The organism is Mesobacillus subterraneus (assembly GCF_003937825.1).
In the GTDB taxonomy this organism is placed as follows: domain Bacteria; phylum Bacillota; class Bacilli; order Bacillales; family Cytobacillaceae; genus Mesobacillus; species Mesobacillus subterraneus.
This window is the reverse complement of the sequence record NZ_RSFW01000013.1, coordinates 59,278-73,365: the sequence shown is the minus strand read 5'-3', so window position 1 is coordinate 73,365 and position 14,088 is coordinate 59,278. Positions and strand designations below refer to the sequence as shown.

10 protein-coding genes and 1 pseudogene are annotated in these 14,088 nt (G+C 42.3%); 4 read left to right on the top strand and 7 right to left on the bottom strand.

All coding sequences use genetic code 11. The annotated features are described in order from the left end of the window. Positions 1–263: 263 nt before the first annotated feature. On the bottom strand, positions 264–2,438 hold the full coding sequence (locus EJA10_RS10650; protein WP_125479988.1) for a glycoside hydrolase family 3 N-terminal domain-containing protein: 2,175 nt from the start codon (positions 2,436–2,438) through the stop codon (positions 264–266). A gap of 447 nt (positions 2,439–2,885) precedes the next feature. Here EJA10_RS10650 and EJA10_RS10645 point away from each other — a divergent pair, with 447 nt between their 5' ends. The 4 genes from EJA10_RS10645 (at position 2,886) to glpK (ending at position 7,722) form a co-directional block, all read left to right on the top strand. Continuing rightward, positions 2,886–4,154: a sugar ABC transporter substrate-binding protein gene (locus EJA10_RS10645; protein ID WP_246017754.1), complete on the top strand. Its 1,269-nt coding sequence runs from the start codon at positions 2,886–2,888 to the stop codon at positions 4,152–4,154. Between the two features lie 90 nt (positions 4,155–4,244). Next, positions 4,245–5,132: a carbohydrate ABC transporter permease gene (locus tag EJA10_RS10640; RefSeq protein WP_125479987.1), complete on the top strand. Its 888-nt coding sequence runs from the start codon at positions 4,245–4,247 to the stop codon at positions 5,130–5,132. Between the two features lie 22 nt (positions 5,133–5,154). Further along, on the top strand, positions 5,155–6,015 hold the full coding sequence (locus EJA10_RS10635; RefSeq protein ID WP_125479986.1) for a carbohydrate ABC transporter permease: 861 nt from the start codon (positions 5,155–5,157) through the stop codon (positions 6,013–6,015). A 216-nt stretch (positions 6,016–6,231) separates the two neighbouring features. Continuing rightward, positions 6,232–7,722 (top strand): glycerol kinase GlpK, encoded by a 1,491-nt coding sequence (gene glpK, locus EJA10_RS10630; protein ID WP_125479985.1) that lies wholly within the window; start codon positions 6,232–6,234, stop codon positions 7,720–7,722. A 301-nt stretch (positions 7,723–8,023) separates the two neighbouring features. On the opposite strand, the gene EJA10_RS10625 is transcribed toward glpK, so the two are convergent. The 6 genes and pseudogenes from EJA10_RS10625 to EJA10_RS10600 all read right to left on the bottom strand — a co-directional run bounded on the left by EJA10_RS10625 (position 8,024) and on the right by EJA10_RS10600 (position 13,859). Further along, positions 8,024–8,320: a hypothetical protein gene (locus EJA10_RS10625; protein WP_125479984.1), complete on the bottom strand. Its 297-nt coding sequence runs from the start codon at positions 8,318–8,320 to the stop codon at positions 8,024–8,026. A gap of 139 nt (positions 8,321–8,459) precedes the next feature. Continuing rightward, a pseudogene (locus EJA10_RS10620) lies at positions 8,460–8,815 on the bottom strand (DUF898 family protein). A 152-nt stretch (positions 8,816–8,967) separates the two neighbouring features. Next, complete coding sequence (locus EJA10_RS10615) at positions 8,968–9,660, bottom strand: C40 family peptidase (protein ID WP_125479983.1); 693 nt, start codon at positions 9,658–9,660, stop codon at positions 8,968–8,970. A 224-nt stretch (positions 9,661–9,884) separates the two neighbouring features. Next, the gene (locus tag EJA10_RS10610) at positions 9,885–11,681 is read right to left on the bottom strand and encodes an LTA synthase family protein (RefSeq protein WP_170169112.1); all 1,797 of its coding nucleotides are present in this window, start codon (positions 11,679–11,681) and stop codon (positions 9,885–9,887) included. A 39-nt stretch (positions 11,682–11,720) separates the two neighbouring features. Continuing rightward, positions 11,721–12,527, bottom strand: a complete 807-nt coding sequence (locus EJA10_RS10605; RefSeq protein ID WP_125479981.1) for a hypothetical protein — start codon at positions 12,525–12,527, stop codon at positions 11,721–11,723. 147 nt (positions 12,528–12,674) lie between these two features. Beyond that, positions 12,675–13,859: a HupE/UreJ family protein gene (locus tag EJA10_RS10600; RefSeq protein ID WP_246017753.1), complete on the bottom strand. Its 1,185-nt coding sequence runs from the start codon at positions 13,857–13,859 to the stop codon at positions 12,675–12,677. Between the last annotated feature and the right edge of the window lie 229 nt (positions 13,860–14,088).

Genomic DNA, 14,088 nt, shown 5'->3' with positions numbered 1-14,088 from the left:
AAAGCCTCAACCATTAATTTATTTTCTCAACTGGAGATATATCGTCTTCAACTGGAGATATATTACCTCTAACTGGAGATATAAGGCCTTCAACCGGAGATATAGGGCCTACAACCGTACAATTATTGTCTATAACCGTAGAAATATTATCTCCAACCGTATAAAAACTGACATTTATCAAATTTTTGACCACTCAAAACGGCCTTTTATCGTGATGATCAATAGTATATAGGCTATATTAGGTTCATCTTCTGTTAATACAATCACTCATTGACAAGTTCAAAGGCCATTTCCACCGTATCGCGGCTGTTTGGTCCAACAAATGCGATGAATTTTCCTATATCGCTTTTAAAGCTCAGGTCGGCGTGATGGTAACGAAGCATTTCTTCTGTGATTTCGAATTCAACAGTTGCTTTTTCACCTGGCTGCAACGAGAGTTTCTTGAAGGATTTTAGTTCCTTCATTGGTCTTACGACTTCACCGGAAATGTCTCTTATATAAAGCTGGACAATTTCTTCACCAGCCATGCTGCCTGAGTTCTGGACTTCGACGGAAACGGTCAGCGGCTTGGTTGCTGTCATCGTGACATCCGACAGGGTTTCATTGCTGTACGCAAAGCTTGTATAGCTTAATCCATAACCGAATGGCAGCAGTGGCTCGTTCGGAATGTCCAAATACTGCGATACATATCGTTCCTGGGCATCAGGCGCACCTTGAGGGCGGCCTGTGTTGAAATGGTTGTAATAAACCGGAACCTGTCCAACAGAGTGAGGGAAAGACATTGCCAGCTTCCCGGATGGGTTCGCATCGCCAAACAGGATGTCTCCGATCGCATTTCCGCCTTCTGTTCCTGGATACCATGCTTCCAGAATCGCGTCGCTTTCTTCCCAGATTCCGTGGAGGTCAAGTGGACGGCCGTTAAATAAAACAGCGACGATCGGTTTGTCCAGTTCTTTCATTTTAGCTGCTAGTTCGAGCTGGATCTGTGGCAGGCGGATGTCTGCACGGCAGCCAGCTTCACCGCTCATTTCGGATGCTTCGCCAAGTGCGAGCACAATCAAATCTGCTTCCTTGGCAGCTTTTACTGCCTCAGCCAATTGTTCTTCCGTTCCCGTCTCGATTTCACAGCCCTTGGCCGCCGTTAAAAGAAGGGAGGAATTCATCTTCGCCAGCAAGCCATCGTACAATTGAACAGCTTTTTCTTTTGAACCAAGGAATGACCATGGTCCCAAAACATCTCCGCTTTGTGCGAAAGGACCAACCAATGCTATTTTCTTTTCTCTATTAATAGGAAGAACTCCGTTGTTTTTTAGTAAGACAGAGGACTTAACCGCAAGCTCTCTGGCGGCCTGGCGGTGATCTTCGCTCATGACTAATTCATTCTCGAGTGCTTCGTCTGCACCTCGGAATGGATTTTCAAATAAACCTAATTTATCCTTCAAAGTCAGAATCCGCATAACCGATTCATCTATAAGCTTTTCTTCTACTTTTCCGCTCTCTACCTGCTTTTTCAAATGGTCAACATAGCAGGAAGTCATCATTTCAATATCGACACCGGCCTGAATCGCCTTGTAGGCAGCTTCTGCCTCGTCCTCAGCGACACCGTGGGGAATCATTTCTTTTACCGCTCCCCAGTCTGAAATCAGGACGCCATCGAACCCCCATTCCTCACGAAGCAGGTCTCGCATCAGTTTTACATTGCCGGTGGCAGGGATACCATCGACCGTGTTAAAGGCGGTCATGACCATTTCGCAGCCTTCGTCGAGCGCCGCTTTATAGGCCGGCAGATAGGATTCCCTCAACTGGCGTTCCGACATATTGACGGTATTGTAATCACGTCCGCCTTCAGCAGCACCATATGCCGCGAAGTGCTTCACGCATGCGGCAACCGAATCTGTATTGTGTTTCAAGTCTTTCCCCTGGAAGCCGCGGACAAACGCCTTGGCAAATTCGCCATTCAAGAATGGGTCCTCACCAGTGGATTCCATTACGCGTCCCCAGCGAGGGTCACGTACCAAGTCTACCATTGGAGAAAAAGTGACATGGACGCCTGCAACGGCAGCTTCTTTCGCTGCAATTTCCGCGCTCTGCTGGGCCTTGTCCAAGTCCCATGAACAGCCGATAGCCAGTGGTACCGGGAAAATCGTTTTGTACCCATGGATGACATCCGCCATGAACAATAGAGGAATGCCTAAACGGTTCTTTTTTAAATGTGCTTTCTGGATGTTGATCGCTTCTTTTGCTCCCCCGGAAGCGCCAAGTACAGAGCCTGTGTTGATAATGTTTTCATCAGATATATTCATAGAAGCAAGTGGACCAGTAATTTGACCTTCGTCCTTCGATCCCTCGAAAAAAGGAGTAGCTAATTGAAGCAATTGTGCGATTTTCTCATCAAGCGTCATTTCATTTAATAAAGAAGTAAGTTTCTGACTGTTCATAGGGGTGAACCTCCCGTGAATTATATTAAGGTAATAGAAACGTTTCGAATAAAGATACACCTGCATTATAAGCGCTTTCTTTTTTAGAGTCAACAAATTATCGAAACGTTTCTATTAGTAATTGAAAGCGAAACAAATTATAGAGGGATTTTATAAAAAAAAGAAAAATTAGTCACAAATTTTTACTTGAAAACGATTACACCATGACATATAATAGCCCTATCGAAACGTTTCAACAAACTTAAACCATACTTTCCGGAGAAGAACCGGAAATACATGAATCGTTTCGCAAGATCCAACTATATATTTTTTTGTTAGTTTTCGAAACGTTTCACTATAAGGAGGTTTTCATAAACAAAGTAGAATTTCGCAGGTTATAAGTAATTGTTTGCTATAACGGGAATTTTAATTGCTAGACCTTATCATATTATTTTGGAGGTTTTACGAATGAGCCGAAAAATGTTAAATGTATTCAGCAAGAAATTTGCAGCTGCCGCAATGGTTGGTACTTTGGTGGTATCTGGTGCGTTAGCCGGATGTTCTTCTTCCGACACAGGTTCTGAAAAAGACGGCAAGAAAGTCATCACGGTATGGGGCATGGGGGAAGAAGCGAAGACTCTTCCGAAGATTGCTGATGAGTTTGAAAAAGAAAATCCGGAAATCGATGTAAAGGTGCAGGCAATCCCTTGGGATCAGGCACATGACAAGCTGTTGACAGCGGTTGCATCCAAAAAAGGCCCGGATGTTGTCCAAATGGGAACAACATGGATTCCTGAATTTGCATCTGCAAATGCATTGATGGATTTATCAGACCAGACTGAAAAATATCCTGAATTAGCAGCTGAAAACTTCTATGATGGTTCTATTGAAACAACCAAATACGAGGATAAAGTAGTGGGCGTACCTTGGTATGTTGATACTCGTGTCCTTTTCTATCGTACAGACTTATTAGAGGAAGCTGGTTACAAGGAAGCACCAAAAACTTGGGACGAGCTTCGTGACGCAGCGAAGAAACTGAATGACCGCGGTGATGACAAATACGGCATCAGCATTGATACAAATGAGCAAAGCTTGTCGTTCATGCTTGCCCGCCAGAATGGCTCTGAATTAATCGAAGGAAACAAAGCTTATTTCAACGAACCTGAATTTGTTGAAGCAGTTGAATACCTGAATGGATTCTTCAAGGATGGCTCAGCGCCGGTTGACCTTGGATTGGATATCGTCCAGGCATTCAAAGGTGACGGCATCCTGCCTATGTTCATCAGCGGACCCTGGATGGTCAAAATCATTAATGACCAGGCTCCTGAACTAGAAGGCAAGTGGGCAACGGCTGTCCTTCCAGCAAAAGAAACGAACACATCAACACTAGGCGGATCTAACCTGTCTGTATTCGAGCACACTAAGAACAAGGAAGAAGCGTTGAAGTTCCTTGCTTACATGAGCAAACCAGAAACACAGGTAAAATGGCTTGAAATGACAAACTCGCTTCCTGCGAACAAAGAAGCATGGAATGACAAGCAGCTTCAAGAGAACCAGTACTACAAAGTGTTTGGTGAGCAATTGGAGAACGCTCAGCCTATGCCTGTAATCAAGCCATTCGAAAAAATTGCCCAGGACTTCCTGAGCCGTTTCGAAAAGATTTACCGTGGCGGTGCTGACATTCAGGAAGAAATGGATGCATTTGATCAGAAGGCTGAGGAAATCCTGGCCAAATAATCTTCAAAATAAAGTTGACTGGCAGGCGGCATGCCTGCCGGCCAACTATATTAGTCCAAACTGATTGGACTGAGAAAGAAGGGACTTACAATGAAAAGCTTTTTGGCAAACAAGACTCCTTACTTTTTTATAGCTCCTGCCATCATTCTTTTATCCTTATTTTCTATTCTTCCTATATTTGTAGCTTTGATCATCAGTTTTACGGATCTTGATTTAGTCGGGATTGCTGATTGGTCATCAATTAGTTTTGTTGGCTTCGAGAACTATAAAGAAGTTGTAAGTGACCCGATCTTCGTCAAATCGATTTTCAACACCTTGTTCTATGTTGTTATAGGTGTTCCGCTAGTTATTGTCTTATCGCTGGCAATAGCGCTACTGATCAATTTTGGAAAAGCTCGTATTTTCAAGGCTTTCCGGGTTGTCTTCTACATGCCTTCCATCACAAACGTTGTTGCGGTTGCTGTTGTTTGGAGCTATCTGTACAACCCTCAGCTTGGATTGTTCAACCATGTACTAAACTTGCTGAACCTGCCTGATGTACCATGGCTGCAAGATCCAACCATGGCAAAAATCTCATTGATTTTACTTGCTCTCTGGAGAGCGATCGGTCTTAACATGATTATCTTCCTGGCAGCATTGCAGGGAATTCCAAAAACGTACTATGAAGCTGCGCAGCTTGATGGCGCCAACAATTGGAAGCAGCTGACGAGAATTACGATTCCGCTGCTCCGCTACGCGATCTTCTTTGTATCGATCACGACGATGATTGGCTGGCTGCAATTCTTCGAAGAACCATTCGTCATGACCAATGGCGGCCCGCTTGACAGCACGACTTCTGTTGCATTGTTCATCTATCGCAATGGATTCCAGTTCAGCAACTTTGGCTATGCGGCAGCTGGATCATTCATATTGTTCATCGCCATCATTATCATTACAATGATTCAATTCAAGATTCAAAACAAACAACAGGATTATTAAGGGAAGCAGAGGTGGACGACAAATGAAATCCAGTGCAGCACCAAAACAGTCATTAAGCAGCAGTATAAGACAGGAAAAAATCCAGCAGTGGGTGGTCGGCATCATCCTGGCAATCGGGGGATTGATCGTTGCCATTCCATTCATTTGGATGATCCTTTCCGCCTTCAAGCCCGAAAGCGAAGTCATGCAGCTAACGCCGACTCTGTTTCCTGAACAATGGACAATCGAAAACTTCCATAATCTTTTTGTGAATATGAATTTCGGTCTCTATTTGAAAAACACGATCATCGTTGTGCTCTGGTCTTTCGTCGGTCTGTTCCTGAACGCGATGGCCGGGTACGCATTTGCTAAATTTGAGTTCAAAGGGCGTAACCAATTGTTCTTCATGGTCCTGGCGACAATGATGATTCCAGGTCAGGTAACAATGATTCCTGTTTACCTGATCTTGAATCAAATGCAGTTGACGAACACGATGGCCGGGATTGTCTTGCCAGGCCTTGTCGGCGCGTTCGGAATCTTCCTGTTCCGCCAGTTCATGATAACCATTCCGGACGAACTGCTTGAAGCAGCAAGACTTGATGGTGCAAGTGAATTCCGCGTATTCTGGCAGATCGTCCTGCCGATGACAAAGCCAATCCTTGCGGTACAAGGAATCTTAACCTTCATCGCAGGATGGAACAGCTTCCTATGGCCATTGATCATCGCCAACGACGAAAACCTTTACACCTTATCGGTCGGGTTGCAGCTGCTAAAAGGCCAATACGGGGGAAACTTCGCCCTGCAAATGGCCGGATCAACCTTCATGGTCGTTCCGATCGTGATTATCTTCATCATTTTCCAGAAGCATATTATCGATGGCTATACGATTTCAGGGATGAAATAGAAGAGAAGGACAGCGAGAAATCGCTGTCCTTTTTTCATATGGGTGCCTGTCCCCACTCGAAATCTGTCGAAATAGAGTTAATCAAACGTTTGATTAATGGATTGTTAATTACAGTTCTTTGAAAAACACCTTCTTTATTGGGTATAGTTAGGTTAAGTATGCTGCATTGTTACATATGTTTTAGAAAACGAGCAGTTATAAAAGGGAGGGAGCTTCATGGAAAAATATATCCTTTCATTAGATCAGGGAACGACAAGCTCGCGAGCGATTCTTTTTGACAAAAAGGGGCAGGTCGTCCATATAGCCCAAAAGGAATTCACTCAGCATTTCCCAAAGCCCGGCTGGGTCGAGCACAATGCGAGTGAAATCTGGGGATCAATCCTTGCAGTTATTGCCAGCGTTTTATCTGAATCAAATGTTAAACCAGAACAAATCGCAGGGATCGGCATTACCAATCAAAGGGAAACGACGGTTGTTTGGGATAAGGAAACGGGGGTGCCAGTCTATAACGCAATTGTCTGGCAATCAAGGCAAACGAGCCAGATTTGCGATGAATTGAAAGCGGCTGGTCATGATAAACTTTTTCGCGGAAAAACAGGTCTCCTAATAGATGCTTATTTTTCAGGAACGAAAGTGAAGTGGATCCTTGATAACGTTGAAGGCGCAAGGGAATTGGCGGAGCAGGGGAAGCTGCTGTTCGGCACAATTGACACGTGGCTGATCTGGAAGCTTTCCGGAGGAAAAGCCCATGTGACGGACTATAGCAATGCTTCGCGCACGTTAATGTTCAATATATATGACCTCAAATGGGATGAAGAGCTACTGCAAATCCTCGGTGTACCGGCCTCTATGCTTCCTGAGGTCAGACCGTCCTCGGAGGTTTATTCCAAAACTATACCTTACCATTTCTTCGGGCAGGAGATACAGATCGCTGGTGCAGCAGGGGATCAGCAAGCTGCTCTATTCGGCCAGGCTTGCTTCGGGGAAGGGATGGCGAAGAACACTTACGGAACCGGCTGTTTCATGCTTATGAACACTGGAGAAAAAGCTGTTAATTCAGAACACGGGCTTTTGACAACGCTCGCCTGGGGCTTGAACGGCAAGGTCGAATATGCCCTTGAAGGCAGTATTTTCGTTGCCGGATCGGCCATCCAGTGGCTCCGTGATGGCCTGAGAATGCTGAAGGAGGCGAAGGACAGCGAAAGCTATGCTGAAAAAGTGCAATCCACAGACGGGGTGTATGTCGTACCGGCGTTTGTGGGTCTTGGTACTCCATACTGGGATAGCGATGTAAGAGGAGCCGTTTTTGGGCTCACAAGGGGAACGAGCAAAGAGCATTTCATCCGTGCAACCCTTGAATCGCTTGCCTATCAGACAAAGGATGTGCTGTCCGCAATGGAGGCGGACTCAGGCATCGAGCTGAAAACCCTCCGTGTCGATGGAGGAGCGGTGAAAAATAACTTCCTGATGAACTTCCAGAGTGACATCCTGAACGTGCCAGTTGAGCGGCCGGTCGTGAATGAAACGACGGCGCTTGGTGCTGCCTACCTGGCTGGACTTGCTGTTGGATTCTGGACTGACCAGCAGGAGATTGCTTCACAGTGGGCGATTGACCGAGCGTTCGAGCCCAAAATGCCAGAAAAGGACCGTGACCAGCTTTACACCGGTTGGAAAAAAGCCGTCAATGCTGCGATGGCGTTTAAATAGAATAGAAGCTAAGTGCAGTTCTAGTAAAGGATATCTTGAAGCAAAAAATTTCAAAGAATAGATATTACTTAGCCAAAAACCCGTTTGCCTTTTTTGGGGTAAGTCTTGCAGCTGTCGATATTATCCAACCCACTAAGGCCTCGTTCTCTTCTTTGGAAATGTGCGATCCTTATCAACGAGCCAAGGATGAACTGACTTAAAAAGCTTGTTCCAAAGACGATTATCTCTTTTGGAATCAGTAGGTATTGTAAGCCTAGAAGTTTGAATCATTAAGCTCTCCTAAAAAGGGGAGCTTTTTTCATTACATAGTCTTTATGATAAAGCATTCATTTTCCTTATCAACGAAAACACAAATCTCATCTTCTGGTGTTAATCCCATTAATCTTTTGAATTCAGCTGGAATTGTTATGGTTCCATCACTTGAAATAACGCGAGTATTTTCTGTATTGCTGTCCATATGTTTTCTCACTAAAAGGGTATCCTTTTTATACACAATATCGACTAACTTACCTGGGGTGAAATTTAATTGTTTTCGCCATTTGCCTGGAAGTCTTACAAGCCCATATTTATTAAACTCCTTGCATCTATAAGGCTCCACTAAACACACCTGCCCATAAGTATTTAATATTTTTTATCCCATTTTTCTTAATCCTAATCTCTCAATGACTTGGGAATTAAAGTTCCATAAGAAAACTAAAAAAAAAGAGCTCAATGAGCTCTCAAAAAGTTTATGTTTTTTAATCTTCGAATACGGTATGTTTGACTTTCCATTTTTCCGAAGCGATAAATAACCAGAATGAATAAATACCTAATGTTACGATAGTGAGTAAAAACCACTTAATCCAATTGCCAAAAAGCCCGATTGCGGATCCTGTAAATTTTAATCTTCGCCCATTAATAACTTGTGCCTGGCTTTCCACCCCAGAATCATTGTTATTGCCCATGGATAACAAATGCCAAAAGTTAAAACAGTTACTAATCCTCCAAGGATAGACCACCCGATGTATTGAAGTAAACCACCATCGAAATGAGAGGTTTCTTCAGTTTGTGTAGGTGCATACACAGTAGTATTAGCTGCAACTAAGTCACTCATATTTTTTCTCGATTCCCTTTTTGTACTAATTCTACTATTAGCCCTATGTATAGGAAGAAGTTCTTGGCCAGAAGATATTTTCTTAAACGTTTGGGGGAGTGAGAGGCCAATAAAAATCAAAAAAGTGGCTAGCTTAGCCACTTTTTTTGATTTTATATTCTTTTAGCTCCAATAAATCTTGGCTTCCAATAAGAGTTATTGATGCTTGCGATTGAAACGCCATTGGAGGTTGCTGAATGAATCATCTGTCCATTGCCCAGGTAGATTGCCACATGAGTGACTTTTCTGCCGCCGCTTGTTGCGTAAAATAATAAATCTCCTGGCTGTAAAGCAGTCACCTTTGTTCCGACATTGTACATTTCTGCAGCGGTACGAGGCAATTCAAGACCGGCTTGACCAAATGAATAGCTTACAAGACCTGAGCAGTCAAATCCGCTTGGGTTGTTCCCTGCCCATTTATATCTAACACCAAGGTTGCTCTTCGCAACTGAGATTGCTTTTGACTTATAATCTCCTGCAGGTGTTACAGATGCTTTTTTTATGGTGGAAGCTTTTTTCACCTTTGAAGCTTTAGGTGCAATATATTTAGAGCTGACATAACCTTTTTTTCCTTTTACCGAAATCTTAGCCCAACCCTTTGATTGGGAGGTTACAGTCACTGCTTGTCCTTTTGATAGTTTAGTAACAATTGCTCCGGATGTAGATGGCTTTTTTCGAACATTCAAGGATCCAGAGTTTGTTTTTACAATGTATGTCTTTCCAGAGGCAGATGCTTGATCTATAGACGGTGCGACAGTGGCTACTAAGGTGAAGAGCAACAAAGATGCTAGGATTCTCTTAAACAAGTAGTTTTACCCCCGTTTGTTAAAAGTTAAACCTAGTATATAGCGAAAGGGGTTACAAACAAATAACGGAGAAATTACATTTATATTACAATTTACGACAAGTCTTCCATGTTAATTATATACTCTGCAAGAAAAATGTATCGAATCAGAGAGTTTATGGGTGAAAGAACAATAAGTTTAAATGGGGAATTATTAAAAAAAGTCAGAACCCGACGGGAACTGACTTATTCAATCGAACGAATATAAGCATCTGAGGACTTCATAAACTCCAGTATCTTGTTCAGCTCTTTTATTGAATCCGGTGTAGCCGGGCTTTCGTTTCTATTCTCTATTAGGGTGATTTTTCCGCTGTCTCTCGTTTTTCCGGGAGAAAATGTATACTCCTTTGTCACGAAAGTTCCTGTTGGTGCATAAAAGCGAATTCCTACTGTATTCTTTTTCGAATTTAAGAGATCCGTTCCGAAAACGATTTCATCCCTTATATCAAGTCCCAGTAAATTTGCGATTGTAGGATAAACGTCAACCAACCCTCCGATGGTGTCTATCGTTCCCCCGGTTGCAGACGGTACTTTAATAATGAGGGGTACGTTCAAATGATCCAGGACAGAATGGTAATCATGCCCGACCAAGTCATTTACAAGGGCTGTATCCTTTTCATTCTGAGTCTGTACTCCCTGATGATCGCCATAAACAACAATTACCGAGTCATCATACAAACCTGCCGCCTTTAACTCCTCTAACAGCAATCCAAAAGCAAAATCAGCATAACTGACGGATTTTATATAGGAGCCAACGATTGAACCGTTAAAGGAATCGGGCAATGTGATCGTATGAGCGATTTTTGTTTCGGGAAAATCATATGGATAATGGCTTGATAACGCGATGATATGGGCATAAAATTTTTGTCCATTAAATCCAGCAAGTTTTTCGATTGTTTTTTTATATAGAATTTCATCCGATACTCCGTAAGCAATAAAGTCTTCCTTGCCAAAGTAATCCTGGTCAAAGTACTCGTCAAAGCCCAGGGCATCATACATCTCTTTTCTGCTCCAGAAAGAGATCTCATTTGCATGGAAGGTGGCTGAATAGTAACCAGCCTGTCTCAGGTGCCTGGGTAAACTTGGTAAAGTCTTACCGGCGGTTGCAGTCGACATGGGTTCGTTTCCTAAAGCGTAAATCGAGGTATTGACAAGGAACTCTGCATCTGAAGTGTTGCCTTTGCCGACCTGGGTATAAAAGTGAGGGAAATAAAAGGCCTCGTTGATCAGTTTATTCAGGTTTGGTGTCACTTCAATATTATTGATCTGTTTATTGAGTAAAAAGCTTTGGACTGATTCCAGTTGGATTATGATCAAATTTTTGTTCCTGGCGATGCCGTTTAACTGTGGGTCCTCTTTTGGGCTCGAGGGTTTTATCTTGTTTACGAGCTGGGGGGTAACTTCTTCCCCATCTTCTCCTAACAAACCTTTTTCAGCTGAGGCTTCCAGGAATTGATAGGCGAAGAATCCTACGGTTTCGTATTGGCTGATTTCACTGATGATATTGGTTGATTTGTAAAAACCCCAGGCAATCACCAGTATGTTTGCTGCCATCAAAAATAGGTAAGTTTTTCTTCTGATTTTAAAAGAAAGCCCTTTTCTTTTCCTGTAGAGGAATAGGAAAGGAAGATCTGCGAAAAGCAGTAAGTATCTTAGTTTAAATAGAGCGAATATGCTTGTTCTAATGTCGCCAATCTGACCGGCCTGTGCAAGAGATTTATAAGTGACGATCGAGTTGTAATAGTCAAAGTACATGATGGCGCCTATCAATAACAATGAACCTGTTATATTCAAAAGTATGTATATAAAATGCGCTATTTTTTCCTTTAAAAGAGAAAGGAATAAAAACAGCAAAAACAAGAAAGAAACTTCGACTACAGCACCGCCAAATTCCAGACTGCCGATGATCTCATATCGTGTGTATAACGACTTTAAGCAAAACGAAATCAATGTCAGTATCGCTAGTGATGATAATCTTCTCAAATCATGATTCACCTCCAAAGTCATTTTTCACCAACCCTATTATTCCTTTAATGATGCAATTTTATGGATAGAATATAAATCTGCTATATAAAGGCGGTTGCCTCCACGATAGCCATAAATGTAATAAGCGTTTTCTCCCTTTGTGACTATGGCGACCCCCTCATTTTCACCAGGTTCTTCAATAGCTGTTTGTCCGATCACCTGTCCGTTGAAATTAAGCATTGTGATGAGATTGTTCGTTTGAAAATAGATAATGCCATTGTGTACCTCGAGCCCCTGAGGGATTCCCTGATAATTGATGGGGAAATGCTTTAGAATGTTGCCATTAAAATCGGCAATACTGATTTTAGGTGCAGCTTTATCATCGTCTGCTGTGTGGATGACTAAAGTATCATTCTGATTATCAACCGCCAATAAACCTGCATGGCCAAGGGATTGGAAGTCGATCGTTTTTGTAATGGAGGGGTTTTGAGACAATATGTCTATTTCATAAACCAAAGTGGGGTTCTTTCCACCGCCGTTAGAGATATAAAGCTTCTTATTTGATTCCCTGAAATCCATCTCTGCAGTATGGCCAATTGGAAGGGGGAGCGTCTCCTGCAGCAGCTTTCCTTTGGAATTGTACTTTCTGATTACCCCGTATCCTTTTCCGACATCATAGCCAACAAAAATATTGCCATCCCAGGATGCTACACCCTGCAGGTTATCTTCTGTTGCGATTTCGAATAACTTCTCACCAACCAGCACGTTTAATGGGGGAGAGCCTTTTGCTTCTGGGACAGAAATTAGGAAGGAGGAAAAGGTAGTTATACAAATGCAAAAATAGAAGAAAAAGGTCTTCATCATAAAAGCGCTCCATTCTAAAAAGAGTTAAATCTATCCTATTTTTCTTCGCAGAATCTTTTCTTATTCAAGTTTAATCTCTGCAAAAAAGGTACAAAGAAAAACCTCTGCCTAATTTGGCAGAGGTATATAGTAAGAATGCAAACTGAATTATGAAAATAACCGCTCAACAAGCCAGAAGGCTCCAAACAGAATAATCACAATCGAGCCGTATTTGATATATTTGGCCGAATCCTTTAAGCGGTGCAAGTAAGTTAATACAGGTAGCAATAGTAGCACGATCACAAGCTGCACAACCTCAATTCCAATATTGAAGCTTACAAGTGCAGATGCAAGATTCGCTTTTGATAGGTTCATTTCCTGAAGGATATTGGCAAAGCCAAGGCCATGGATCAATCCGAAGATGAACGTCAAACCCCAGCGATGGTTTACTTCCTTCTTGAAGATATTTTCCAAGGCTACATAGATGATACTCAAAGCAATCATAGATTCAACAAACTTGGAAGGCAGATCCATAATACCCAGTACTGCAAGACTAAGAGTGACACTGTGTGCAATGGTAAACGAAGTGACAATCAGCGCATACTGCTTGAATGTTTGTTTTCGCAGCAATAATGCGAACAGGAATAATAAGTGGTCATACCCCGTCAAAATATGTGACATCCCAAGCTTGAAAAAGGATAACCAGGATGATGTGGTTTTTGCTGCAGGCTGAGGATCTTTCCTGGAGGTCGTATCACTATCACTCGTCAGCTCACTACCTGCTTGTTGCTCCTGCTGGTCTTCAGTAAGCAGAATCGTCCAGGAACGGTTTTCTCCTTGTAATGCGGCCTGGCTGGATCCGCCTGCGTAGGTTGCGGATAACAGATTTACATAGTTGGTGTCAGGATCTTTATAATAAAGTCCATCATTGACCGTAATGGTGTCACCGCTGCTAAAAGCTGGGTATTTGAGGGATATAGTGAGGAACTCCTTATTTTCTCTGGTCTCGACGATCATTGATAGCACTTCTGGTTCTTGTTGTTCATTATTCATGTCAAGAATCACACTGTGTGTAAGATATTCAATTAAATGATCTTCATCCGCTTTAATCTCTTCCTCTTGCAGAATGTTATCTTCATTTTCATCAATGTCTTCTTGAAGTTCCATGATTGATAACGTATCGATAGAAAATGTTACAAGTGTATCATCCTCATTGAATTTCATATTTGTAAAACTAGCGCTGTATGGGTGTGCTGCTGTAAAAGTAGGAAAGGAGTAAAACATTAAGCTGAATATAACCATGTAAAAAGTTACGAAACGGAATTTCCTCTGGCTACAGGTATTTTTCTTCACGAAGTGTCCCCCTGAAATATGTCTTATCTGTAAAATCACCTTAATATAATCACAATTTCCTATAGATGTACATACCTGATAGAAATATGTCGAATTTTTATAAACATTTACAAAAGTTTATATCTTTCATAATAGAAATTTTGTAGAATTATAGTAGTTTATTACTCTAGAAAGGAGTGCCGTTATAGAAGCTTATAATAGATAGGTATAAAGTATGTTGAAAGAAGGT

What these genes read in the sequence shown, in the direction of transcription:
- EJA10_RS10650 (WP_125479988.1), bottom strand. Translation starts at nt 2,438, where the DNA reads ATGAACAGTCAGAAACTTACTTCTTTATTAAATGAAATGACGCTTGAT.
- EJA10_RS10645 (WP_246017754.1), top strand. Translation starts at nt 2,886, where the DNA reads ATGAGCCGAAAAATGTTAAATGTATTCAGCAAGAAATTTGCAGCTGCC.
- EJA10_RS10640 (WP_125479987.1), top strand. Translation starts at nt 4,245, where the DNA reads ATGAAAAGCTTTTTGGCAAACAAGACTCCTTACTTTTTTATAGCTCCT.
- EJA10_RS10635 (WP_125479986.1), top strand. Translation starts at nt 5,155, where the DNA reads ATGAAATCCAGTGCAGCACCAAAACAGTCATTAAGCAGCAGTATAAGA.
- glpK (WP_125479985.1), top strand. Translation starts at nt 6,232, where the DNA reads ATGGAAAAATATATCCTTTCATTAGATCAGGGAACGACAAGCTCGCGA.
- EJA10_RS10605 (WP_125479981.1), bottom strand. Translation starts at nt 12,527, where the DNA reads ATGATGAAGACCTTTTTCTTCTATTTTTGCATTTGTATAACTACCTTT.